The organism is Rhodoplanes sp. SY1, assembly GCF_046000175.1.
Lineage (GTDB): Bacteria > Pseudomonadota > Alphaproteobacteria > Rhizobiales > Xanthobacteraceae > Rhodoplanes.
Genome location: NZ_JBEOMB010000009.1, coordinates 83,470 through 107,401, shown reverse-complemented (window position 1 = coordinate 107,401; position 23,932 = coordinate 83,470). Strand labels below are relative to the sequence as shown.

Annotated in this window: 24 protein-coding genes and 2 pseudogenes; 11 read left to right on the top strand and 15 right to left on the bottom strand. The window is 66.5% G+C overall.

Going from position 1 to position 23,932, the window contains the following annotated elements; translation table 11 throughout:
- Positions 1–134: 134 nt before the first annotated feature.
- Positions 135–1,412, top strand: coding sequence for an IS21 family transposase (gene istA / locus ABTU92_RS03760; RefSeq protein WP_408087798.1), 1,278 nt, complete (start codon positions 135–137; stop codon positions 1,410–1,412).
- Entirely contained in the window at positions 1,412–2,197 is a 786-nt protein-coding gene (istB, locus tag ABTU92_RS03755; RefSeq protein WP_408087786.1) for an IS21-like element helper ATPase IstB, read from the top strand. The genes istA and istB overlap by 1 nt, the downstream gene beginning before the upstream one ends.
- Positions 2,198–2,226: 29 nt before the next feature.
- On the opposite strand, the gene ABTU92_RS03750 is transcribed toward istB, so the two are convergent.
- Positions 2,227–2,538, bottom strand: a complete 312-nt coding sequence (locus ABTU92_RS03750; RefSeq protein ID WP_408087784.1) for a hypothetical protein — start codon at positions 2,536–2,538, stop codon at positions 2,227–2,229.
- Positions 2,539–2,618: 80 nt separating this feature from the next.
- Between ABTU92_RS03750 and ABTU92_RS03745 the strand changes: the two genes are divergently transcribed.
- The gene (locus ABTU92_RS03745; RefSeq protein ID WP_408087782.1) at positions 2,619–3,194 is read left to right on the top strand and encodes a hypothetical protein; all 576 of its coding nucleotides are present in this window, start codon (positions 2,619–2,621) and stop codon (positions 3,192–3,194) included.
- Between the two features lie 137 nt (positions 3,195–3,331).
- On the opposite strand, the gene ABTU92_RS03740 is transcribed toward ABTU92_RS03745, so the two are convergent.
- Positions 3,332–3,601 (bottom strand): hypothetical protein, encoded by a 270-nt coding sequence (locus tag ABTU92_RS03740; protein WP_408087780.1) that lies wholly within the window; start codon positions 3,599–3,601, stop codon positions 3,332–3,334.
- Positions 3,602–4,288: 687 nt separating this feature from the next.
- On the opposite strand from ABTU92_RS03740, the gene ABTU92_RS03735 reads away from it, so the two are divergent.
- Complete coding sequence (locus ABTU92_RS03735) at positions 4,289–4,438, top strand: hypothetical protein (RefSeq protein WP_408087778.1); 150 nt, start codon at positions 4,289–4,291, stop codon at positions 4,436–4,438.
- A gap of 119 nt (positions 4,439–4,557) precedes the next feature.
- Here ABTU92_RS03735 and ABTU92_RS03730 read toward each other — a convergent pair whose 3' ends face one another.
- The 6 genes from ABTU92_RS03730 to ABTU92_RS03705 all read right to left on the bottom strand — a co-directional run bounded on the left by ABTU92_RS03730 (position 4,558) and on the right by ABTU92_RS03705 (position 11,120).
- Entirely contained in the window at positions 4,558–5,631 is a 1,074-nt protein-coding gene (locus ABTU92_RS03730) for a GGDEF domain-containing protein (protein ID WP_408087776.1), read from the bottom strand.
- A gap of 187 nt (positions 5,632–5,818) precedes the next feature.
- Positions 5,819–6,622, bottom strand: a complete 804-nt coding sequence (locus ABTU92_RS03725; RefSeq protein WP_408087775.1) for an ABC transporter ATP-binding protein — start codon at positions 6,620–6,622, stop codon at positions 5,819–5,821.
- 10 nt (positions 6,623–6,632) lie between these two features.
- Positions 6,633–7,415 (bottom strand): ABC transporter permease, encoded by a 783-nt coding sequence (locus tag ABTU92_RS03720; protein WP_111356045.1) that lies wholly within the window; start codon positions 7,413–7,415, stop codon positions 6,633–6,635.
- 137 nt (positions 7,416–7,552) lie between these two features.
- On the bottom strand, positions 7,553–8,935 hold the full coding sequence (locus ABTU92_RS03715; RefSeq protein ID WP_408087774.1) for a dihydroorotase: 1,383 nt from the start codon (positions 8,933–8,935) through the stop codon (positions 7,553–7,555).
- A 19-nt stretch (positions 8,936–8,954) separates the two neighbouring features.
- A complete protein-coding gene (locus ABTU92_RS03710; protein ID WP_408087773.1) occupies positions 8,955–10,145 on the bottom strand; it encodes a CobW family GTP-binding protein in 1,191 nt (396 codons plus the stop codon).
- Positions 10,146–10,148: 3 nt separating this feature from the next.
- The gene (locus ABTU92_RS03705; RefSeq protein ID WP_408087771.1) at positions 10,149–11,120 is read right to left on the bottom strand and encodes an ABC transporter substrate-binding protein; all 972 of its coding nucleotides are present in this window, start codon (positions 11,118–11,120) and stop codon (positions 10,149–10,151) included.
- A 24-nt stretch (positions 11,121–11,144) separates the two neighbouring features.
- Here ABTU92_RS03705 and ABTU92_RS03700 point away from each other — a divergent pair, with 24 nt between their 5' ends.
- Positions 11,145–12,002 carry an IclR family transcriptional regulator gene (locus ABTU92_RS03700; protein ID WP_408087769.1) on the top strand — a complete coding sequence of 286 codons (858 nt, stop codon included), beginning with the start codon at positions 11,145–11,147 and terminating at the stop codon, positions 12,000–12,002.
- 515 nt (positions 12,003–12,517) lie between these two features.
- Here ABTU92_RS03700 and ABTU92_RS03695 read toward each other — a convergent pair.
- Complete coding sequence (locus tag ABTU92_RS03695; protein ID WP_408087767.1) at positions 12,518–12,688, bottom strand: hypothetical protein; 171 nt, start codon at positions 12,686–12,688, stop codon at positions 12,518–12,520.
- A 92-nt stretch (positions 12,689–12,780) separates the two neighbouring features.
- On the opposite strand from ABTU92_RS03695, the gene ABTU92_RS03690 reads away from it, so the two are divergent.
- The 3 genes from ABTU92_RS03690 to ABTU92_RS03680 all read left to right on the top strand — a co-directional run bounded on the left by ABTU92_RS03690 (position 12,781) and on the right by ABTU92_RS03680 (position 14,298).
- The gene (locus tag ABTU92_RS03690) at positions 12,781–12,993 is read left to right on the top strand and encodes a hypothetical protein (RefSeq protein ID WP_408087765.1); all 213 of its coding nucleotides are present in this window, start codon (positions 12,781–12,783) and stop codon (positions 12,991–12,993) included.
- A 184-nt stretch (positions 12,994–13,177) separates the two neighbouring features.
- Complete coding sequence (locus ABTU92_RS03685; RefSeq protein ID WP_408087763.1) at positions 13,178–13,813, top strand: hypothetical protein; 636 nt, start codon at positions 13,178–13,180, stop codon at positions 13,811–13,813.
- Between the two features lie 122 nt (positions 13,814–13,935).
- Positions 13,936–14,298 (top strand): hypothetical protein, encoded by a 363-nt coding sequence (locus ABTU92_RS03680; RefSeq protein WP_408087761.1) that lies wholly within the window; start codon positions 13,936–13,938, stop codon positions 14,296–14,298.
- Between the two features lie 297 nt (positions 14,299–14,595).
- On the opposite strand, the gene ABTU92_RS03675 is transcribed toward ABTU92_RS03680, so the two are convergent.
- The 3 genes from ABTU92_RS03675 to ABTU92_RS03665 form a co-directional block, all read right to left on the bottom strand.
- Positions 14,596–14,997, bottom strand: a complete 402-nt coding sequence (locus ABTU92_RS03675; RefSeq protein ID WP_408087759.1) for an H-NS family nucleoid-associated regulatory protein — start codon at positions 14,995–14,997, stop codon at positions 14,596–14,598.
- A gap of 533 nt (positions 14,998–15,530) precedes the next feature.
- Positions 15,531–18,320 (bottom strand): EAL domain-containing protein, encoded by a 2,790-nt coding sequence (locus tag ABTU92_RS03670; protein WP_408087757.1) that lies wholly within the window; start codon positions 18,318–18,320, stop codon positions 15,531–15,533.
- 25 nt (positions 18,321–18,345) lie between these two features.
- Positions 18,346–19,629, bottom strand: coding sequence for a FecR domain-containing protein (locus ABTU92_RS03665; protein ID WP_408087755.1), 1,284 nt, complete (start codon positions 19,627–19,629; stop codon positions 18,346–18,348).
- Positions 19,630–19,770: 141 nt separating this feature from the next.
- Here ABTU92_RS03665 and ABTU92_RS03660 point away from each other — a divergent pair, with 141 nt between their 5' ends.
- Entirely contained in the window at positions 19,771–21,537 is a 1,767-nt protein-coding gene (locus tag ABTU92_RS03660) for a ShlB/FhaC/HecB family hemolysin secretion/activation protein (RefSeq protein ID WP_408087753.1), read from the top strand.
- A gap of 205 nt (positions 21,538–21,742) precedes the next feature.
- Here the strand turns inward: ABTU92_RS03660 and ABTU92_RS03655 are convergent.
- Both ABTU92_RS03655 and ABTU92_RS03650 read right to left on the bottom strand, forming a co-directional pair.
- Positions 21,743–21,955 (bottom strand): annotated as a pseudogene (locus ABTU92_RS03655) (IS630 family transposase); the annotation flags it as partial.
- A 52-nt stretch (positions 21,956–22,007) separates the two neighbouring features.
- Positions 22,008–22,190: pseudogene (locus tag ABTU92_RS03650) on the bottom strand (caspase family protein); the annotation flags it as partial.
- 422 nt (positions 22,191–22,612) lie between these two features.
- Between ABTU92_RS03650 and ABTU92_RS03645 the strand changes: the two are divergent.
- Entirely contained in the window at positions 22,613–22,990 is a 378-nt protein-coding gene (locus tag ABTU92_RS03645) for a hypothetical protein (RefSeq protein ID WP_408087751.1), read from the top strand.
- A gap of 136 nt (positions 22,991–23,126) precedes the next feature.
- On the opposite strand, the gene ABTU92_RS03640 is transcribed toward ABTU92_RS03645, so the two are convergent.
- Positions 23,127–23,408: a hypothetical protein gene (locus tag ABTU92_RS03640; RefSeq protein ID WP_408087749.1), complete on the bottom strand. Its 282-nt coding sequence runs from the start codon at positions 23,406–23,408 to the stop codon at positions 23,127–23,129.
- Positions 23,409–23,669: 261 nt separating this feature from the next.
- On the opposite strand from ABTU92_RS03640, the gene ABTU92_RS03635 reads away from it, so the two are divergent.
- Entirely contained in the window at positions 23,670–23,894 is a 225-nt protein-coding gene (locus ABTU92_RS03635; RefSeq protein WP_408087747.1) for a hypothetical protein, read from the top strand.
- Positions 23,895–23,932: the final 38 nt, after the last annotated feature.

Here is a 23,932-nt window from a genome sequence, read left to right as displayed (position 1 = left end):
TGTCAGGCGACACGACAAACTGACCCCCTGACGACACGAGGAACTGCCCCCCTCTCGTGATCGCAGAGGAGGTCGGCATGAGGCCGAACGAGGTGCAGGAGTTCCCGCGGGGTGACGTTCCGCGGGGGGAAGCGATGAGGACGCCGGACGACGTCGCGGCGATGGTGCGACTGAAGGGCCTTGGGTGGGGCGCGAAGCGGATCGCGGCGGAGCTCGGGTGCTCGAAGGCGACGGTGCGGCGGTGGCTCGGGCTTGGCGGCTGGCAGGCGTGCCGGACGGTGTCGCGGGCGAAGGCGCTGGACGGGCTCGACGAGTGGCTTGCCGAACGGTTCCGTCGGCACGGCGGGAACGCCGACGTGGTGCGTCAGGAGCTGCTCGCCGAGAAGGGCGTGGCGGTGAGCCTGCGGACGATGGAGCGGGCGGTGGCGCCGCTGCGGCGCGAGCTTCTGGCGGCGGCGCGGGCGACGGTCCGGTTCGAGACGCGGCCGGGCGAGCAGCTGCAGATCGACTTCGGCGAGCGGCAGGTCGCGATCGGCGGGGAGACCGTGAAGGTCTTTCTGTTCGTGGCGACGCTCGGCTTTTCGCGACGGCTGCACGTTCGGGCCTACCGGAACGAGCGCCAGGAGAGCTGGTTCGACGGGCTGGAGAGCGCGTTTTCGGCGTTCGGCGGGCGACCCGAGGAGGTGCTGCTCGACAACGCGCGGGCGCTGGTGGTGCATCACGATGCGGCGAGCCGGGAGGTGGTGCTGCATCCGCGGCTGCACGCCTTCGCGCGGCACTGGGGCTTTCGGGTGCGAGCGTGTGCGCCATACCGGGCACGCACCAAGGGCAAGGACGAGCGCGGGGTCGGCTACGTGAAGCGCAACGCGGTGGCGGGGCGCACGTTCGCGACCTGGTCGGCGCTGGAGGCGCATCTCGCCGCCTGGACCCGGGAGGTGGCGGATGTTCGCGCGCACGGCACCACTGGCGAGGCGCCGATGGTGCGGTTCCTGCGGGCGGAGGCGGCGGCGCTGCGGCCGCTCGACGGCATCCCGCCGTTCACGACGGCGCGCGAGCTGGTGCGGCGGGTGGGGAGCGACTGCGCCGTGGAGGTCGACGGCAACGCCTATTCGGTGCCGTGGCGGCTGATCGGCGAGCGGGTGCGGGTGGTGGTTTCGTCCGGCGCGGTGCGGGTCCGGCATGCCGGGCACGAGGTGGCGGTGCATGCCGAGCTCACCGGCCGCCACGGGCGGCGGGTCGATCCGGCCCATCTCGCCGGCGTGGTGGGGAGCCGGGAGCGCCCGCGCGCGGGCGGCCTCGTGGCGCCGCCCGGCGTGGCGATGGTCGCGCCCGCGCCGTGTCCGGAGCCGCCGGTGTCGTCGCTGCAGCGGCCGCTCGCCGACTACGCGGCGCTGATCGGGGGAGACTTCTGATGACCACGCACGACCACCTGATCGGCATGCTGACGCGGCTGAAGCTGACCGCGGTGCGCGACCAGCTCGACACGCTCATCGACGAGGCGGGCCGGCGCGAGCTGACCATCCGCGAGGCGCTGGCGCTGTTCTGCGAGCGCGAGATCGCCCGCAAGGACCAGCGCCGGATCGACATGAGCCTGGGGCTCGCCCGCTTCCCGTTCGTGCGCGACCTCGCCGGCTTCGACTTCGCGGCGCAGCCCTCGCTCGACAAGGCGCAGATGCGCGAGCTTGCGACCGGGCGCTTCATCGCCAACGGCGAGGCGGTGCTGCTGCTGGGGCCGCCCGGGGTGGGCAAGACGCATCTCGCGGTGGCGCTCGGCCGCGAGGCGATCGTGGCCGGCTACACGGTGCTGTTCGTGCCGGCGACCACGCTGGTGGCGCAGCTCGCCAAGGCCCACCAGGACGGCCGGCTGGAGGAGCGGCTGACCCACTACGGCAAGCCCAAGCTGCTGATCGTCGACGAGCTCGGCTACCTGCCGTTCGAGCCCGATGCGGCGCACCTGTTCTTCCAGCTGGTCAGCCGCCGCTACGAGCGGGGCGCCATGCTGGTGACGTCGAACCGGCCGGTGGGCGAATGGGGCACCGTGTTCGGCGACCCCGTGGTGGCGACCGCCATCCTCGACCGCCTGCTCCACCACAGCCACGTCGTCACCATCCGGGGCGACAGCTGGCGGCTGCGCGAAAAGCGCCGGAGCGGGCTTCTGCAGAAGCCCGCTCCGGCCCCCCAGCCGGCGACCGCTTGAACCAACCAACCACCGAGGGGGTCAGTTCTTCATGTCGCAAAGGGGTCAGTTCCGGATGTCGCTTGACACTGCTTGACCGCAGATAGTTGGGGCGGGCCGAATATCTGGGCTTCGAAGGAAGAGGCGGCGTTGTCGGCCCGGCCGATCATGCGACTGATGTCGAGATGTACCAGAACCACCGAGACACTCTGCTGTGCCACGGCAAAGCCCAGCCTCGCGAACCAACGCTCATTCTCATCAGAGTGGCAGGGATAAAAATAGGAGACACAGTCCGTCGTGCCCTCCAGGAGGCCCACTATGCCCGCCACGATCTGGGCGGATTCTTTGTCAGCGTATCCCACGCAACCGCTCCGACCGGGCTTACTTCACAAAGCCGGGCGGCGTGCTCGTCGCGACCTGGTCCCTTGGCGGAAGGGACCGAATGGTGATCACAGAAGGGCTCGCGATGATCTCGGAGCGTTCTTTCGCGCAGGGCTCGATAACAACCGCTGTCGTCAGCTCGATCGCGTCTTCCCGCCGAACTGCTGGTGCTGAGAACCGAGACGTGATGCTGGGACGCGTCAGAAGCCGACAGAGCAAGATCGCCTTCGGTTTCATCAGTCGACTGCGTGGACGAGTACGCCAGACGCGCAACGACAGCGCCGGTCGGCTCTCCATGAAAGACCGATCTCGACTTTTCCGAAGACGTTGCTCCACGGCACTGCACGCGATGCCGATCGGCACCGACCGCAAATCCGAACAAGTACCAGCATTGCCGCGATGGCGATCCCGCACCGACCGCAATGCCGTGGAGCGTACGTCGACGAACCGACACTACCTTCTCACTGGAGGACGTCAATCCGCCATTTCTCTTAGTCGGAACGTCATAAGACGCCGCATCTATCTGGACCGGCACAGCTGCTTTGAAAGGCCGAACATCGAAGCGCCACCATTGAAATGTTGGAAGCGCGAGCGCGGTGCACCGGCGCTGAGGTCGTTCGCTCAAATGCGCCTGTGACGCCGACGTGTCGATCCGGCTGATCGACCCGGCTCGGTTCGGCTGAACGGTGCAGCATCACTTGCCGTGCGCTAATTCTCGGGCCTGCTCTGCCACGACAGCGGAGCGTCCATCACGACCGAGTAGAACTTCGCTTCCTAGGCGGCAGGCCAATCGTAGCCCTTTTCCACGAACTCGCCGGCGTAATCGATGAGAGCCAACAAGCCACCCGGCGACGCCGGGGGTGTCGCGAGCAAGTCCCATGCCGCTGCGGTGAGCGCTGATTCCAGGTCCAGGACATGGGCGCTCGGATCCGGAGCGGTCATATCGGCCTGCGCAACCTCGTCCGAGGCATGGCGCGCGGCGAGGAAGGCATGGTGCGCCAGTCGATGACGCCGGATCGCCTCGAAAACAGGATCGGGACGCATATGACCCGTCGATAAAATACCTCGCCGATTGAATGATAGCACCGCTCCGTACGCGATCCTGCGGTGTCGCCCCGCTTTGGTGGGCGACCAGCACTGCAGGTTTTGCATGCTCGGGTTTGCATGCTCGGGTTTGCATGCTCCGGTTTCGATGCTCCGGTTTGCATGCGTCACTGGCTTGTTCGAGACGGCACGGCGGCGAGCCGCCGAATGGGGGAGGGAATCAAACACCGATACCGCGCTCGATCTCCGCGGCAACGCCACGGTCGCGACGCGCGCGTGCGCGACCGTGGATCCTGAGCCGACAGCCGCCCGTGTTGCGAGCGAGCGACACTGTCATGATCAGGCGGCGCCTCTCATGTCCGCGCGCGCAGCGCGATGGCGATCACCGATTCCGATTGATCGCGATCAGGCGTACCGATCGATCGCGACCACCTGATCTGGGGGATCGCGACCACCCCGTTCGGGGTCGCAGCCCTACGCCGAGATGGCGGCGCACCGCGACATGGCGATCGTTCCGCGGCCGCCGCTTGGACGAGAACCGGTGTCTTTCGCCGCAGCTTTCCGAGGCGCTGGCACGCGCCGGCATCGGCACGTTCAGCCTCGCAGCGGCGACGGTGGATCGCGTGGCGGTGATGGCGCGGGAGTAGGGCGTGTCACAAGTCGGCCTCTCGAGCCGCGAGCGTCGTCGTGACGTCCAAGCTCGACATGCGTCCCGACGCTGCGTTCGCCTTCGGTAAGAGCGTCGATCGCGAATGCCTCGTCGACACTGTGGTGCTCAAAGGTGGCCCGTCCGTCTTGACGCAGCGGTCGTCCGTCAAGACGGGACGATTGTCTTGAAATTGCAAAATATCCTGATTTGCCAGGAGTATACCAAGAGGTATTGAAGTTCGAGGCAGCCATTGCATGGGGTCGTTTGTCGCCAGCAGCTCGTCCCCCCCCGGCCGGGGCGGTGGGGATCACGTGGTGGGCCGTGCCGGCGCGGTGCTCGGCTTCGGGGGAACAGGGGCGCCGACCAGGCAGTTTCGCCCGTTGGCCTTCGCTTGGTAGAGATGCCGGTCGGCCCGTTCGAGCAAGGCTTCGGCGGTTTCACCCGGCGTCCATGCGGCGACCCCGATCGACAAGGTGACGTAGCCGAGCGTCTCCTTGGTGGCGCGGCGCAGGAGCGGCCGCTCGGCGACCGCCTTGCGAATCTGGTCGCCGATCGCCATGGCGTCTTCGAGCGAGGCATTCGGCAGCAGCACCACGAACTCGTCGCCACCGTAGCGGGCGACGAGGTCGTTCGCGCGCACATTGTGCTTCAGCGCGAAGGCGACGAGGCGCAGCACGTCGTCGCCGGTCACGTGTCCGAACTGGTCGTTGAATTGCTTGAACCGGTCGACGTCGACCATGGCGAGCGAGAACGAGTCGGGCGCCTCCTCGTCGGCCGCCTTGGCCGTCGCCTGACTCAAGAAGAAGTCGAAATACTTGCGGTTCGCCAGCCGGGTGAGGGGATCCGTCATGCTCTCCAGGCGGAGCGTCTCCATGTTCTCCTGGAGGAGCCGGAACTGGTGCTCGGACTGCTGGAGCTGCGCCTGGAGGAGCGCGTTGGTTTGCTGGATCGCGTCGGTGGAGCGGACCAGCGACTTGATCAGCTCCGACGCCGACGAGTTGGTGCCACCGATGTCGAGGGTCTCGGCTGCGTTCTGGAGGTCGAGGCCGTAGTCGGCGGCCGAGCCCGAAGCGACCTTGATCACGTTCTCGACCTTGCGGGTCTCGGCGCCGAGCGCCTCGCCGACGGACAGCAGCTGGCCGAAATGCCGCTCGGTCGCGAAATGCCGGTCGTGGATGGCGTTCAGCCGCGTGCGCGACAGGGCACCCGGTTCGAGTTCCTCGATCTCGCGGTTGAGGGTTTGGTTGTGGCCCTGGAAATATGTGAACCAAACCGCGTAGGTCGCCGGGTCCGGCACCTGGCCGAGGTCGCGGATCCGCTCCAAGGCTTTTCGGGCGATGGCGAATGCCGCCGCTTCGGACGTGGTGGTGGATTGCGACATGCGCGGTCTCTAGCGGGCGAACACCACGTTATCGTCCGACGATGACGGGCGATGGCCTGCCGCCGATCGTCGATCGGCATTTCCCATACACTATCGTCGCGACATAATAAGAAAATGAATTGTTACTGCAACGTGTGAATTTTGTCGCGCCGGTGTGTCCTGGGCGCACGCCTCCGGACGTCCCGCGTCATCCCTGCTTCAGGCTGGCCCGCACCTCGGCCTCGATCGACGTCCAGATGTGGTCGACGAGCGCCGTGAACTCGGGACTGCGCTTGAGATGCAGGTCGCGGGGCCGCGGCAACCGCACCGGGATCTCCTCCCGGATGGTGCCGGGACGGGCGCTGAACACGATCACCCGGTCCGACAGGAACACCGCCTCGTCGATCTGGTGGGTGATCAGCAGCACGGTCTTGCGGGTCTCCTGCCAGATCGACAGAAGCTCGGTCTGCATGATCTCGCGGGTCTGCGCATCGAGCGCCGCGAACGGCTCGTCGAGCAGCAGGATCTTCGGATCCACGGCGAGCGCCCGGGCGACGTTGACGCGCTGGCGCATGCCGCCCGAGAGCTGGTGCGGATAATGATGCTCGAAGCCGCCGAGGCCGGCGATGTCGATGAAGTGCTGGGCGGTCCGGTGGGCCTCGGCTCTGGGCGTTCGGGCGAGCGTCAGGCCGTAGGCGACGTTCTCGATCACGGTCTTCCACGGCAGCAGCGAATCCTGCTGGAACACCATCGCGCGGTCGCGACCGGGGCGATCGACGGCGCGGCCGTCCACCAGGACGCGGCCGCTGCTCGGCGCGAGCAGGCCGTCGATGATCCGCAGCAATGTCGACTTGCCGCTGCCGCTCGCCCCGACGATCGAGACGAACTCGCCCTCCGCGACGGTCATGTCGATGTCGCGAAGCGCCTCGACGACCGGCTTGTCGCGCCGGCCGAAGACCTTGCCGATCTTCTCGACCCGCAGCCGCACCGCTTCGCTCAGTGCCTCGCTCATTTCGACTCGCTCATTCCTGCCTCCACGGCGCCAGCCGCCGCTCGAGCGTCGCGAACAGAACGCTGCCGAGCAGCCCCATGGCGCCCAGCATGATGACGTAGCCGAGCACCCGGGCAGTGTCGAAGGTCTGGCTCGCCGACAAGATGGCGAAGCCGAACCCGGCGAACGATCCGAAGAACTCGGCCACCACGATGCCGACCAGGGCGCGGGCCCAGGCGACCCGGACACCGCTGACGATGAAGGGCAGCGCATAGGGGAACGTGACGGTCGAGAAGATCTGTAAAGGCGTCGCGTTGAACGAGCGCGCCGCCTCGACGAGCTGGCGGTCGGTCGCCCGCAGCCCCGCCTCGGTGGTCACCACGACGGGAAAGACCGCGACCATGATGACCAGCACGAACTTGGACGCGAAGCCGAGGCCGAGCCAGGCCACGAAGAGGGGCGCGAGAGCGATGATCGGCACCGAGTTCAAGGCGCTGAGGACCGGCCCGGCGGTGAGCGACAGCGCCCGGCTCGACGCCAGCGCGAGCCCCGTCGCCACGCCGATCAGCACCGAGACGACGAACGAGGTGACCACCGCCGACACGGTCGCGACGGCATTGGTCCACATCGTGCCCTGCTCGACCTCCTTGGCGAGCGCGATCGCCACCTCGGCGGGAGGGACCAGCAGCAGGCGGTTGGTCACCAGCATCGAGACCACCTGCCAGACGACCAGGACGGCGGTCGTCGACAGGGCGATCCGGGCGAGGCCGGCCGCCCGGGTGTCCTGCTCGAGGAAGTCATACAGGCGTCGCACGGTCCGCTCTCGCCTAGAGGATCATGGTCATGAGCGGACCGCAGCCCGTGTCGGCGTGAGCGGGCCCGGTCTCGCGCGCCCTCCAGGCGAACGGGTCGCCCGGGGTTTCGTCGTCGACTCTGCGTCGAGTGGGGCGGTCACGCATAGACGGCGCGCGCCTGCTTGCCCCAGCCCTTCTCGCCGACCACCTTGCCGTCGACATAGACGGTGCGGCCGCGCACCAGGGTGCGCACCGGCTTGGCCTTGAAGCGGCGGCCCGCGTAAGGCGACCACCCGGTCAGGCTCAGCACGTCGGCGTCCTTGATCTCGTACTCGCGATCGAGATCGATCAGGACGAGATCGGCATCGTAGCCCGGCATCACGTCGCCCTTTCGCGCCAGGCCGAAGAGCCGCGCCGGTCGGGTCGACATCGCCTCGACGGCGCGCTCGATCGGGAACTTGCCTTCGAGCGCGGCGGTCAGGAACATGCTGACGTAAAACTGCGTCGAGGGCGTACCGGTGTGGGCCTTCCAGCCGTCGGTCCAGCCGATCTCCTTTTCCTCGCGCGTGTGCGGGGCATGGTCGGTGGCGACGATGTCGATGGTCCCGTCGGTGAGGCCTTCCCAGAGGCTCGGGACGTTCTTCTCCGGCACCCAGTAGGACAGGGCGTAGGAGCCGAGGCGCTGGATCGCGCCCCAGTCGCAGCCGAGGAACAAGGCCCACGGATTGATCTCGCAGGTCACCCGCTGGCCCGCCGCCTTGGCGCGGCGGATCAGGTCGACGCTGCCCGACGTCTGGGTGTGGAGGATGTGCAGGTGACAGCCGGCCGCCTTCTGAAGGCGCAGGAGCGTCGCGATCGCCGTCTCCCAGATCACGCCGTCATGCGCCGCGTAAGCCTTGGCGTAAGCGAGCGCGTCCCGCTGCTGGCGCTCCCAGAAGTCCTTCTCGATGACGTCCATCAGGGCCTGATCGTGCGGATGGACCATCAGCGGAATGTCGACCTCGGCGCAATGCGTCATGATCTCGAGGATCTTGCCGTGATCGTGGACGCCGATGCCGGGCATGTGCGGATAGGAGCGTCCAGTGTCGACCACCATGAAGATCTTGAAGGCGGCGATGCCCTGCTCGGCCATGCGCGGAATCTCCTCCGCGATGGTGGGAGCCGGGTTGAAGTTCCAGTCGACGATCGCGTCGCGCTCGTAGATGGCGAATTGCTTCCTCAAGAGGTCGAGGCTGTTGGGCGGCGGATTGACGTTCGGCATCGCGACCGAGGTGGTGACGCCGCCGGCCGCGCATTGCAGGGTCGAGCTGTAGATCGTGTCCTTGTACTCGAAGCCCGGCGCGCTGCCCTCGCGGTGGTGCGAGTGCATGTCGATGACGCCCGGGATGACGGCGAGCCCCGAGGCGTCGATCGTCTCGGCGGCAGACGGCTCCTGGCCGGGCTCGTAGAGGCCGGCGATCTTGCCGTCCTTGATGCCGATGGAGGTGCGGCCCTGGCCCTTGGCGGTGATGAGCAGGCCGTTCTTGACGATGCAGTCCATGGATGGCTCCCGGTCCGGGTCAGTTCGCTGGCGGGGGGGCAGAGGCCGGCCGGCGCTGCCGCACCGTATCGAGAACCTCGGCCACGTAGTCGCGCTTCAGCGCGCGAGCGATGAAGACGATCTGCGAGCGGCGCTCGGGCGTCGGCCACGCGGGCAGCACGGCGGGCGGGTGGAACAGGTGCTGCACGGCCTGCAGCACCACGGGGCGCGGTTCGCCGGCGATGTTCATGATCCCCTTGACGCGCAGCAGGTCGTCCCCGTGCGCCATCACCAGGGCATCGAGCCACGCGGCGACGTGCTCCCATTCCAGCGGCTCGTCATAGACGAGGCAGAACGATCCGATCGCATCGTCGTGGCGGTTCACGTCGTGCCGGTGCTGGGCCCGGGCGCCGTCGTCCCGATCGTGGTCGCCGTGATCGTGTTCGTGTTCGTGTTCGTGACCGTGATGGTGACCGTGACGGTGACCGTGACGGTGATCGTGCCCGGTCGGGCCGGACCCGTCGAGCGGGCCGTCGTGACCGCCCGCATAGGCTTCCGCGTTGAGCCAGGCGAGCACGTCGGCGCTCTTGGTCGCGGGGTCGTAGATGTCGGCGGACGCGAGCTCGGAGGGCATCGGCATGCGGTCCGGCCGCGACACGTGGAGCCGCGCACCCGGATTGAGGCCGCGGATGCGCGCCGAGAGCGTGTCTCCGGCCGCCGACGCTGCCGCGATGTCGGTCTTGGTCAAGATCACCTCGTCGGCGACCGCCGCCTGCTTCACGGCCTCCGGGTGGCGGTCGAGGGTCGTCCCGCCGTTGACGGCATCGACGGTCGTGATCACGCGCGTGAGCCGGTAGCGCCGCGCCACCGGCATGGTCATCAAGGCCTGGATCACGGGCGCCGGGTCGGCGAGCCCGGTGGTCTCGATGACGACCCGGTCGAACGCCTTGACCTCGCCGGACGCGCGCTTTTCGGTCAGCTCACGCAGCGTGTCGACGAGGTCGCCGCGCACCGTGCAGCACAGGCACCCTGTGGAGAGCTCGATCGTGTTGTCGCTGCTCGCCGCGATCAGGGCGTGGTCGATGCCGATCTCGCCGAACTCGTTGACGATCACGGCGGCGTCGGCGAGGTCGCTGGTGCGCAGCCAGGCGTTCAGCAGCGTCGTCTTGCCGCTGCCGAGGAAGCCGGTGAGCAGCGTCACCGGCAGGCGCTCGTCGGTCCTCTCGGGCATCGCTCACTTCGCCGCGAGATAGGCGGGGTCGAAGTAGCGCGACAGGTCGAACGGCTTGGAGGACGCCGGGTTTGCGCCGATCGCCTGGTCGATCTTGATGATGTTCTCGAGCCCGGCGGCCGTCACCTCGAGATTGCGGGCGATCGCTTGCTGCTCCTCCACGATGAATTTGTAGGAGTCCGCGCAGATGTCACGGTCGGTCTTGGTGAAGGCGGCGAGAATGTCGATCGCCTTGTCGCGATTGGCCGGGTCGTAGATCCAGACGGCCGCCTTCTGCATCGCCTTGGTGAGACCGATCGCCGCCTCGCGGTTCTTCTCGGCCCACGGCTTGTTGAGCACCAGCGGCGTCTGCACGTACGGATCCGTGTAGACGTCGAGCACCTTCATGCCCTGACGGACCGCCAGAGTGTCGAACGGCGCGATCAGAAGGGCACCCTGCACCTGTCCGTTACCGAGCGCGACGACGCGGTCGCGCGAATTGGTCAGCGCCACCATCTTGAGGCTGCGCGGGTCGACGCCGAGCCGCTGCAGCTGGAAGCGCAACAGGTTGGCGGTGCCGCCCTCGACGGCACCCGCCGTCACGGTCGCGCCTTCCAGCTGCTTCGCCGCCGTGACCCCGGTGCCGCCGACCAGCCGCAGGATCGTCTTGCCGAGAACGGCGCCGCTCATCACCACCGGAGCACCCTGATCGATCGCCCGGATCACGACGTCGCCCAGCGAGATGCCGGCCTCGACGCTGCCCGACGAAACGGCCTGCAGCAGGGTCGGACTCGAGCTCGCCACCAGATCCTTCACGACGATGTTGCGCTCCGCATAGAACCCCTGGTCGCGGGCGATCGCGTGCAGCCACAGCAGGGCGCTGGGGGCCAGCATGGCGACCCGGACCTCGGTCGGCTGCTGGGCCCGTACCGGAGCGGGTGCGATGGCGATCGCCAGGACGAGGCCGAGAATCAGGGGGCGGAGGACGGATCGCATGACGGTATCTCCTCGGGGGCAGGGATGGTCGTCGTTGGCGCGTCTACATTGTCAGTATATGACAATGGCGCCTTTAGTCAAAAACTGCAAAATTGCGCAACAGGGTGGATCCTCGTCATGAATGGCCCAGCGCGCATTCTCGCCGTCCTGCAGCTTTACGAGACCGCTGGGCCGGTCCTCACCGTCGACGACATCGCGCGGTCGCTGAACCTGTCCGCCAGCACGGCCTATCGCAGCGTCCGCTCGCTGGTGCAGGCGGGTTTTCTCGATCCGGTGGCGGGCGCCGGCTACGCGCTCGGACCCGCCTTCATCCGCTACGACCGGCTGCTGCGGCAGGGCGATCGGCTCAGCCGGATCGCGGAGCCGGTGATGCGCGACCTCGTCGTGGCGGCGGGAGGGCGGGGCACCGTGATCCTGTGCCGTCGCTTCCGCGACTGCGTCATGTGCGTGCACGAGGTGCGCGGAGACGCGCCCTACGCCGAGACGACCTACGAGCGCGGCGTCGCCATGCCGATGTTCGTCGGCGCGAGCTCCAAGGCGATCATGGCGTTCCTGCCGGACCGCCAGCTCAAGGCTGTCTACCTCGCCAACGAGGCGGTGATCCGCGCCTCGGGCCCCGCGACCTGGCCCGAGTTCAAGGCGCAGCTGCGGGAGATCCGCCGCCGCGGCTACGCGCTGACCGATTCCGAGGTCGCCAGAGGCCGAATCGGCCTCGCTGCGCCGGTCTTCCTGGACGATCAGGTGATCGCCGGCCTCAGTCTCGTGGTCACGACCTCGGTGATGACCCGCCCGGCCGTGGAGGCATTGGTGCCGACGCTCGTGGACGCGGCGAGGGCCGTCACTGAAGGGATATCGCGCGACGCCGATGCTGTTCCCCGCTGATACGGCCGACGCCGCTGGTGACGACCTTCAACGATATGGACGCGAGCAGGCGACCCGCTATCTCGACGGCCTGTCACGTGCTTCGCCGATCCGTTCGCCAGTCCGGTCGAGCGTGCGTCGTGCGCCGACGCGGTTGTCATCGGCACCGAACGGGAGCGGTCGAGCGCCCCCGACTGTGCCGACTGAATAGCGCGATCCAACGCCCCGTGACGCTTGACCTGCGCAACGTCCAAGGCTCCCCGACGTCACAGGTGTGGACGAGAACGACCATTCGGGTTGAACAGCTCGAGCAGCCCGCCTATGTCCCGCGCTCTCGCCGATCCGGAGCGCCGTGGTGAACCCTCTGATCATACCAATGTTTGAAGAATGCCGTTCGGCGTCGCCGGCCGACGCCGGCTCCCGGTCGCGCACTCGAAGCGCGTCTCGACCAGTTGCTCGCCCTCGGAGGCACGTCGCTAACAAAGATGCACGGAGAGGCGGACGATCACTTGGTCCGCAAGCGGATCCACGAAGAGTTACAGGCCCGCAATCACGCGCGGCGGGACGTCGCCGTCCAAGACCTGGGGCATCGTCGCGGTGGGTCCGCGAAAGACCTCGCGATGCAGCTCAACCTGATTGTCGACGCCGCGGTCGAGGAGCAAGTCGCCATGTTCCCGCCTGACGACATCGACGACGAGGTCAATCATGTCACGGAATTGGACGCATCTCGGTGGGACGCTCAAGCGGATGTGGGCACGCCCGCGGCGACACCAGCCTTCGATAGACGGGGTCGAAGCGGATGCAGGCGGAACCGAGCCGCGACGATCACTCTGATCCTGACGTGCTGAAAGCTGCGTTGCGACCCGCGTCGAATAATCAGAAGCCGATGTGGACTATCATGAAGGTGTTCAAGAAGGCCGAACGTCACGAGGACTATCGCGCACGCTTGACCGACGGCGCAAGCGCTTACCGACCGACGACGTCCTTCATCCGAGCGAACGTGACGCCATGAATCGACGGAGCGAAGCCATTCGAACGTACGATGCGCTTCAGGCGCGATTGAACTGGCTCTTCGGCGAGAGGGAGGCGGCCCGTGAAAGTGGTGATGTCTTCCCGGAAAGCCGACATCGAGATTGAGCGCGGCCTATCGCGCCGCGTTCATGTCAGAATCCACAACCAACAAACCAGGAGACGTCATGGGACGCAAGGCACGCGAGGAGCTCGTCGCCGGAGGGTACCTCGAAGGGATACCTGAAAACCTCCATCCATTCTTCAGCGTCGTTCCAGTCCTGGAGACCGAGAATCTGGACGATTATGCGATCCTGCTGCATCAGGCCATCGCCAGCTTGCAGCCGTCCCGCTTGGAGGAGTGGGTGTTCCTGAAGGAGCACGCCGATCTGACCTGGGAGATCGTACGGCTTCAAAACATCAAGACCAGCATGCTGAACGTGGCGCTCTACGAGGTCGCCTCTGACGTCTCGCACTCCCTTGATGGAAGAATCAGTCGTCATTGCAATACCGTAAATATATCAGCCGATGTATTGAAGGAGCGGCCGGGCTGGTTCCGCGAGACGATGGCCGAACACGGGCTTTCGCCCCACCATGTGCTCTCCCAGGCCCACATTCGGCTTGCACCCGAACTCGAACGGCTCGAGCGCCTGATCGCGATCAAGGAGCGTACCCGGCAAGCCGGCTTGGAGACGTTCTATCAGGTGCGCGAGCACTACGCGTCGATACAGCGGCAGCGCGAAAGCTCCGCTGCGGAACAACACCGCCTGCCGCCGCCTGCCCGTGAGGCGGAGGGCGGCGCCGAGGCAGGAGAAGCCGCGTGATCGGCTCCGACAAGCGGACCGCAGCGAACCGTGGGAACGCAAGGTCGAGTACGGGACCACGGACCTCCGGCGGAAAGGCGCAGTCCCGCCGAAATGCTCTCCGGCACGGGATATTCGCGAGATTGCGCCCGCCGCGTTATCAGGAACTGGACGAACATTACTTCTATAGCTTGTTTTTCGGGGGTGCTCCCGAGGGTGCGTCGATCGGCCTTGCCGAGGATCTCGCCCGTTCTGTCCTCTACGTCCAGCGGGCGCGCGACGCGCAGCTCCTTCTCGCGGAGAAGCTCGCCGTCTTTGCGGCCGATCCCGACCGCGCGAGTTCGGTGTCGGGTCCTGAGCGCAATCCCATCTCCAAAGGCCAGCTCGACGACGTGCTGACCGGCCTCGAACAGTTGGCCGGGTACGAAGTCAAGGGCATCGGGCGGCGCAACCGACTGATCCGCCAGTGGTGCGTCATGGTCGAGCTGTGCAGCCGGAGGCCCTGACCGCGGCAGGGTTTCCAGCTGAGGGCCGTCGCCTGCTTTCCACGCAGCTCGGCGCGAGACGGGACAGGTCGGATCTGAACAGCAGCCGGCGCCGAATCCCGTTTGCGACATCGGCATAGGTCCCGGGAAGCCGCAGGCCAGACATTCAGGCGTTATGGCTCGTTGGATGGACCTGCGGTGGGTGTGCGAGGCGGCGGCGAATCGGTCGCCTCGATCCATACTCGACCTTCGGCATTCTCGGCTGCGCCCGATGGTTCGGGCGCCGGTCGAAGACTCCACTCCTCGCCTCAGAGGACGTCACGCCGCTTTACGGCGGCCGTTCTTCTTGGCTGGGCCGCGCTTCGTGCGGGCGGGCTTCACCTCTTCTTCGCTCTCGTCGGCGCGGCCCTCTTCGGCACCGGCGATCGCGAACTCGTCGAGGGAATGCCCCTCTTCGAGGAGCGCCTGCAGCCACTTCGGCCGGGCGCCGCGACCCGCCCAGGTCTCCCCGTTCGGTCCGCGGAATCTCGGTTCGACCTTGATGCCCTTGAGCGTGCTCGGACCCTTGCCGGCGGGCCGCCCCGGACCACGGCGCGTGCCTTCGAGGCGTGCAAGCTGCTGGCGCAGGTCGCGGCTGCGCTCCTCGAGCTCGCCGTCGATCTCGCCGCGCAATGCCAGAAGCGAATCCACGTCCATGGTCGTCAAGTTCACCGAAGCCATAGCGTACTCCCGTTCCCGATCGAATCGCTTTCTCGATAATGACGACACTATCTTACGCCGGTCGAGCAGAATCAAATGAAGTCGTAATCGGACGTTGTGGATGCGTCCGGGATGGAAGGTATGGCGCGGCGCGGAACTCGGTGTTCTTTCACCGGCTGTTCACGTGGTGCACCGGCCTCACGCCCGCGGACTATCGGAGAATGTTCCGTCCAATCGCAGGCGCAGATGCTCGTCCCATTGGCATGAAATATATGACGAAGGCTCGATAAACCGATGCATCATGAGCTCCTCCTCGTCGTTTCCGGCGGCCGGAACACGTGCCGGAGCCACGCGCGCCACCAACCGGTCATCGCCTGTTCGACGGACCCTGCCGGCTTCGTGGTCGCTTTGGACGAACCCGCATTCGGGGAACGTAATGCGCGGTGGTGCCGCCGGTCCCTCGCCCGCACCGAGCAGACGGATGTCGCCACTCGATAATCCAGAGCCGACAAAGATGTTTGTGAGCGTGACGAGTGGAGAACGGAAAGGACGATTCAGGCCGCATCAGGGACAAGCGAACCATTGCCGGTTTTGCGGCGTCCGCATTTCGCCACGGCCAGAAACGCATGCTCGAACTCCGGCACCGAAAGGGGGCGGCCATAGAGATAGCCCTGGCCGTTCTCGCAACCCATCGCGTGGAGCAGGTCCGCCGTCGCTTGCGTCTCGATGCCTTCCGCGATGACGTCGAGTTGCATCAGTCGGCTGAGCCGAATCGTATACTCGACGATGCCTGCGTCCACGGTGCCGGGCGCCAGCGCGCGCACGAAGGACTGATCGATCTTCAGCCGGGTCAGAGGGAACTTTTTCAGGTAGCTGAGGCTGGCGTAGCCGGTGCCGAAATCGTCGAACGCGATACCGACGCCGAGATTGCGAAGGCGCTGGAAGGTTTCGATGGTGCGAACGTCGTCGTCGAGCAGGATGTTCTCGGTGACTTCGAGCTCGAGGTGTTCCGGCGACAGGCCCGATTCGGCGAGGGCGACCATCACCGTCGCTGCGAGGTCGCCGGTCTTGAACTGCGACGGCGAAAGGTTGACGCCGATCTTGAGCTTCTGTCCCCGCTCTTCCCAGATCCGGCCTTGCCGGCAGGCGGTCGTCAGAACCCAGGCTGCGACCTTTTCGCCGATCACGTTGGTGTTGACGGTCGGCATGAAGACGCCCGGCGAAATGATACCGCGAACCGGATGCCGCCAACGGATGAGCGCCTCGGCGCCGATCAGCAAGCCGTCGGCGAGGCGAACCTGCGGCTGATAGAACAGCTCGAACTCGCCTTGGACCAGTGCGCGGTCGAGCTCCGCAAGAAGCAGGCGGCGGCTTTCGAGGTCCATTTTCAGGCTCGGATCGAAGACGGCGTGCTTGTTGTGGCCGGAGGATTTCGCCTTGTACATGGCGAGGTCGGCGTTCGCCAAGAGTTCGTCCTGATCGTCGCAGTCGCGCGGATAGATCGACATGCCGATGCTGGTTTCGATCCGAATGCTCTCCCCGGCGAGCAAAAACGGCCACGTTTTGAAACTCGTGAGAATTCGTTTGGAGAGCTGCTCGGCGTCTTCGGCAAGGTCTGCGCCGATCAACACGATGGTGAACTCGTCGCCGCTCATGCGTGCCACGAAGCCGTCGGGTTCGACGATCTCCCTGAGCCGAGCTGCGACCTGGACGAGGAGTTCGTCACCGTACCGGTGACCCAGCGTGTCGTTGACGTCCTTGAAGCGGTCGAGGTCCAGCATCAGGAGCGCGATCTCGCGCTTGTGCGACGGCGCCCCTCGGATCGCCTGCTTCAGCTCTTCGTACAAGGCGTTACGGTTGGGTAGACCGGTGAGCGTGTCGTGTCTTGCGAGATAGAGGATGCGCTCCGTCCGGCGCTTCCGCTCGGACACGTCGCGTAGAATGGCGGCGAACTGCGGACCGTCGGCGTCGGTCCAAGTGGAGATGCAGGCATCGAGCGGGAACACCGTGCCGTCGCTGCGGCGCCCTTCCAGCTCGAGGGTTTTGCTTCCCGACCGTTCAAGCAACTCTGACAGCGCCGGCCGCATGGCCTGACGCGGCGCCTGACGACTCGGGTCATCCACCAGGATCGTGGCGAACGGCCTCCCCACCATGTCGGTTGCGCGGTACGCGAAGATCGCTTCGGCTCCCGGATTCCAGAACGTGATCATGCCGCGCCTGTCGTAGAAGACGAGACCGTCCCCGAGTGCCATCGCCACCTGCTGAAAACGGCGGTCGGCTGCAGCCTGCAACCGCCGTCTCAGATCGAGCTCGTCGAGCGCCGCGACGACGATGTAGGCGAGCACGGTGAAGTGCAGGAGCGAGGTGTCCGCGACCACCGGTGTTTTCGCCTGCAGCAGAACGGCTCCGATTTCCGCCAGGAAGGAGATCGCGACCAGCAGGGCGACGCGCCACGCGCCCGAACGTTTGCGCCATAGCGCGGCCATGAGAATGGCGATCGCGACCGCCCCGGCGATCCCGATCGCCGGCGCGGTCGCCTGAAGTGTCCGCCCCTGGAGAACCGACTCGGTCGCGAGCGCCTGCAGAAGCGCACCGGGAATGATTTGCCCGTTGGGAACCTGGATGCGGTCGCCCAGCTCGACCGCCGTCGCCCCGACGATGACTTTCTTGTCCTTGAGGGACGCCAATAGCGTATCGCCGCCGTCGAGCACGTCGTGATAAGAGAGTGTCGGCACCGAACCGCGGGAGATGCCAAAGTCGATCAGGAAAGAGCCTCGCGTCATCTGCCCGCCGCCGAGCAGCGTCGCCAGGGACGGCATGAAGGCGCCGTCGATCACATCGCCCCGACGGTAGCGGCGCAATACCCCATCGACATCGGCTTCGATGTTGACGCTCGCCGCCCACGACCATTGACCGAACTGCGCGAGTGGACGATCCACGTAGAGCTTGTTGCCGTCGGTCCTCACCATCTGCTTGAAGCTCGGCAGGATCGTCGAGCCGCCGACGGCGCGCAAGGCCTTCTCGAAGGCGTGGTCGTCGGTGGGCTTCGAGAGCGAGCTGAAATCGACATCGAAGGCGACCCCGGCAGCGCCCGCCCGGTCGAGCTTTTCCAACAGGTCCGCGTGCACGGTTCGAGGCCACGGCCAGACACCAAGCCGGTTGATCGATGGCGAGTCGATCGCCACCACGACCACGTCGCCGCTCGCCGGTCGCGACAGCAGCTCGAACCGAGTGTCCACGATCGCGTCCCGGACCACGCGATCGCCGCCGACGGCCACCAGAAAGACCACTGTGGCGAGCGCGAGCAGGTGAGTTCCAATGGGTCGCAGGTCGGGACGACGCACGTCAGAGCTCGTTCATGATTTGGGATCAGTTCCGGCCGCGGCCGTTGCCGGTGTTCCCGTTGTGACCGTAGGCGAATGCGTTGCCATTGCCGCCATTTCCGTTACCGGCGACGTTGTTCCTGTTGCCCGCGCCGTTGTTTCCGCTGTAACGACCATAAGCGTAGGCGTTGCCGTTACCTCCGCCGTTTCCGTTACCGGCGCCGTTGTTCCCGCTACCGGAGCCGTTTCCGTTGTAACGACCGTAGGCGTATGCGTTGCCATTCCCGCCGCCGAGGCCCGGACCACCGGCGGCGACGCTTCGGACCGTGCCGGCGTTCGTGCTCCCGATGACCGCGACGGCGGCGTTTCCACTGCCGGTGTTGCCGGTGTCATAGGTCTTGCCGATGCCGTTCCCGGGCACGACCTGTCCCGAGGTCCAGTAGGTCTTTGCTCCGGCAGTGCGGGCCTGACCAGGACCGCCGCTCGAACGTGCCAGACCGCCCGTGGCGCGTTGGACATTGAGCCTGACCTCGCCGAGCGGCGCCCGGATACGCAGCACGCCCTGGGCCCGTTGCGCATGCTGCGGGCCCGTCTTGGCACCGTCGGTCCTCAGTGCCGCGCTGCGGAGCACGTGCACGTGCTGTCCGGCCGGAGCGGCGCGTGGGGCGGTCAGACCGCGACGTGGCACCGAGATGCTGTCGATGGACGGCATCCGCCCGGGGCCGTTCAGTACCGGGCCGAGCACGCCGCCTCCCGTCAACGACAGGCCGGCGGGTCCGCGGGTCGGCACGCTCGCGCTCTGACCCGGCAGCACGGAGGCATGCTGGCCCGACCGCAAGTCCGCGACCGCGACCTCACCCTTCAGGACGTCGACCTTCGCCGTCGCGTCGTTCAGGCTCACCCGGAACTGGGTGCCCTTGACGACTGCGGTGAGATACGGCGTCTCGACCTCGAAATGGGGAACGGCCTTGCGGTCGACCTCGAGCAGGATCGAGCCTGCCTGCTGGAGGATGGTGGTGGTGGTCTCGTCCTTCTGCTGGCCCGGAATGATCACCGACGAGTTCGGCGCGATCAGGATCGTGTCGCCGCCCCGCACGAGCAGCACGCGACCGTTCCGGCCGGTGCGGATGGTCTCGCCCGGCTTCAGGACCGAGGTGTCGCCGAGCGACGCCGGTTGCGCCGCCGTGCTCGTCACCCACACCTCTCCGGACGCCTTGCCGATCATCCAGTTCGCGGTCGGCGGTTCGGCTCGGGCGCCGGACAGGGAAAGCAGCGTGACGATCGAGGCGAAGACAATGCTTTTAACGCGCAACTGACCCGGACCGCGCATTATGCCTACTCCACCCATATCGCCGAACCGGGCTAGCTCCGGCTGGAGTCGGTATATATACCTGATAGAATTTAACATTTCGCGATCGATCAAGGCGTCTAGACCGCCTTTGTTTAGGTGAACATTAACCATAGTAAGTTTATGCTCTCGGGTATGTGCCACTATGTACGCAAGCAGACATTCGGCACGTCCCGCGAGCGCCGACGTCGCGTTTCGGGCGCGGCTGCCGTGTTGGGGGGTGCGCTCGTTTGCGCGATCATCAGCCCGGTTGCGGCCCAGCAGTCGGATCTCGCCCGGACGCACCGCTGGTTCGAGACGTTCCAGACGGATCAACGCCGCGCCGCACGTGCGCCGGCCGTGCCCGGGCAGACCATGGGCCCGGCAAAAGCCGATACGCGACCCTTTACGACCCTGTCCGGGATCGTCATCGAGGGGGCCAAACATGTCCCGGCCGATCTGATCGCCGCGACTTACCAGCCGTTTATCGGCCGGCGGGTCTCGCAGGCCGATCTTGTCCAGATCACCGAACGCATCACGGCGCTCTATCGCGACCGTGGTTACCATCTCAGTCGCGCCATCGTGCCGCCGCAGGACGTGGTCGGCAATCGCATCCTGATCAAGGTGATCGAAGGCTGTATCACCGAGGTGGTGCTGAAAGGCCCACGGGCCGAGCAGTTCGGCATCAGGCCGCTGCTCGCCGTCGTCACCAGCGAGGATCCGTCGCGCCGCGATACGCTGGAACGCCAGCTTCTTCTCGCCAATGACATTCCGGGCGTGCGCATCGCCGACACGGCGATCGACGAGATCGGGGCCGGCACGGGGCGGTTCCGCTTGACCGTCTGGGCGGAGACCTGGCGGATCTTCACCGCACTCGACATGGACAACCGGGGGACCCCGGCCGTCGGCCCGCTGCAATCCTATCTCAATGCGAACCTGAACTCCGCCATGATCGGCGGCGACACGCTGGGCGTGAACGTGTCCAGCACGCCGGACGATATCCGCGAGCTCGCCTTCGGCCGCCTCTACTACACGGCACCGGTCGGCGACGCCGGCGCTCGCATCACGGCGAGCGGATCCTACGGCGCGATCCGGCCCGGCGACGAACGCAGTGTCCTGGATACGCGGTCCTGGGCCGAGACCTTCGAGCTGAGAGGCAGTGTGGTTCCCCTGCGGACCCGAGAGGCGTCCTTGTGGCTCACCGGAATCGGTACCATCCAGGAGGCATTCGAGGGTACGGCCTACGACATCAGTTACCGTGACCATCTCCGCACCGTCGGGCTCACCGTGGACTATCAGCAGCACGATGCGCTGAACGGCTGGAACTACCTGACCTTCACGGTCCGGCAAGGTATCGATCTGTGGGGTGCCTCGCGTCGGGGCGACACCCTGTTGTCGCGCGATGACGGCGCGGGCGAGTTCACCAAGCTCGAGCTCGCCTACACACGATACCAGCCGTTGTCGGACGTCTGGTCCGTGAAGCTCTCGGCGTTCGGCCAATGGGCCTCGACGGGGCTGCTCGCCGTCCAGGAACTCTATCTCGGCAGCATGTTCGGACGCGGCTATTTCGGCGTCGAGCTGTCGGGCGACAACGGCTTCGAGGCCGCGGCGGAACTCCGGTTCGACCAGACGCTGTCGAGCGAGATCCTCAAGGGCTATCAGCTCTACGGGTTTCTGGATGGCTCGATGGTGTGGAATTTCCACAGCATCGACGGGGCGCCGCTGTCGCTGACGCTCGCCGGCGCCGGTGCGCGACTCTACTTGCCGCAAGACCTTCAGGTCGGTGTCGAGGCTGCCGTGCCGATCGAATATCGCGTCACCGTCGAGCCGCGGCCCGATCCCCGCCTGTTCTTCTATGTGGCGAAGACATTCAAGCTGTGTCCCGGGAGCGCCCAGCTGCGCTGCTCGTGAGTTGTCGCTCACTCCTGAGGGCAATCGCCGCCGGTTCGCACAGGCCTCGGTGAAGCGGGTCGTTCGTCCTGCGGGGCGGCCTTTGTCCCGGCCGAGCGTGCCGATTTGGTATAGCTGATCGTCTGGGACGGCGGCATTGCTGACCGAACAGCTCCAGCCTCTGCAGGACGGGCCATGGCGTGCTCGAACCCGGGATAGCGAGCGGGAGTGATGGGGCCGTCGAGCGCGACGGCAGGAACAGCAAGGCGATGTTCTCCGGCACCTTCAGCGCGGGCGTGGTGTGCCAGCCGGCGCGGTCGAGCAACAGGACGGCGTGGGCTCCTTTGACGACGGTGCGGGCGATCTCGTCGAGGTGGACCTGCATGGCCTCGGTATCGGCGACCGGCATGGCGACGGCGGCGCCGGTGCCGCGAGCCGGTGGATGCGTCTGATTTTCCCGTGATCGATCGCGAAAACTGCTGGATCACCACGTCGAACTTGGCGGCCTTGAACATCGCCGCCATTGCGGTGGCGTCACGCTGCGGATTGTCGAGAGCGCTGGCATGCTGGTAGCGGGAATTGCCGATCACCAAGGCAACGCGTCGTTCAGCCCAGGCCGGCGAGCCGGCGAGGAGGAGCAGACATAATCCGACGATCGGAATCAGTTTGCTCATCGTGAAACCAACCGTCGCCGCACCGCACCGTAAACTCCGGCGAGGGACGCGACGAAGCGGAATGTACGCGTGGTTAACAAAATTCTACCAGCCGTTTCATACCACCATTTGCGTGTCGTGGCAAAACACGATCATAACTTCGTGTTGTGTCACAAAGGGCCGCGGACGTTCGATGTGATACAGCCTTACGAGCGCAGATCTCACCCTCGATGCGACGCAGAACGTGCCAATCGGGCGATACCAGCAAGGCCGTGCCGCGCGGTCGCACATAAGAGCACGACCGCCGAAGGCGAGCCAGCCGGTTGCGAAACGAAGGTTAGCGCGGCGTGGCGGGCGCCACATATGTAACCGATTCTGAAATACGTAACCGTTTTTGAACCGGTGTCGTGGCACATCTTCGCGAACGTTACGCGGAGGTGCCCGTGCCCCAGATCTGGTTGACCTACGAGGAGCTCGGCGCGCTCCTCGACTGCGGCGCCTCCGCGGCGCGGGAGTTCGCGGCGGAGCGGCCCCTCGATCGGCGGCGCTGCCATGACGGTCGGACGCGCGCCAAGCTCGATCTCCTGCTGACCGAGCGCTGGCTCGACGAGGCGGTCAGGCACTGGGCCGGGCGCCAGATCGCGGCCTGCGTCGACGACCTCCAGGCCGTGCGTCGTCTGATGGTGGCGCCCACCGCGGCCACGGGCGTTCCCGACCGTGGGGGAACCGGAGACACGGGGGCACCGGCAGGCGCGGTCGTCGCGACCGACGTCGCTGCAGCGGATGTCGCACCCGTCACGGCGGAGAGGCGAAGCGCCTGAGTCTGTGGTCGCGTGTGCCGGTCGGCGCGTGCGCCCGGCGGCCACCGCTTCGCGGCAGACGCTCCGATCGGCCTCACGCTGGCGGTTCCTTCGGCCGAGGCGGGGCTACAGGGTTGCGAGGGAAGTCGTTCCGCCTTCACCGTCGCCGGTCGATGATCTTCGGACGTGCTCGTCGTTGCCCATAGTCGTAGGGCGGGGGCGGGTAGGTCCCGAGCGGCGCGTAGACTTGAGGCGGCGGGCCGGTCGGCACGGCGGTCGGCCGGCGCGGTTCCGGGCCGGGCACGATGATGGTCGTCGAACCGGGCGGCGGGGCGCCGGTGATCATCCGCTCGTTCACGCCTTGGGCGCGAGCGCTCCCATCCGCGAACGTCATGACAAATGCGACCACGCTCGACAGACCGACGGTGAGAAATCGCATGGGGAAATCCTCTCCGTGATCCAGGCCCAGGGGTGGGCGCTGTTCGGCCAGAACTGCGCTCAGGACTCGACGCGGCGCCGGTCCGATGGTTCCCGGCCCACCGCGATATGGCGCGTCAAAATTCGTCGCGGTTCGGTCGGGCCACCCCGACGCGTCGGGGTTCGCGAGACGGCTTTCCCGACGCGCATCGATCGGTCGGCCTCGCTTTACACGCCAAATGTGACTTGATTGAATATAACATTATCAATATGTGAGAGACTCATGCCGAGCGACGCCGAGATCGAGTCCGCCGTGAAGGCCTATGCGGCCTATATCGACGACGCGCTGAAGGGGGGCGCGAAACGCTGGCATGTTCGCGACGCCGTCGTCGCGGCCCTCGAAGCGGCCGAACGCACGCGCCGGATCGACGAGGTGGTACGGACCATCGCGGTGGACGGGGACGACTCTGCAGCGGCCGGTCTTAGCGGCACGTCCGCGGCCGAGTGACCGGCCGCGCGCCTCTCCGCTCCGTGCCTCCGCCTGAT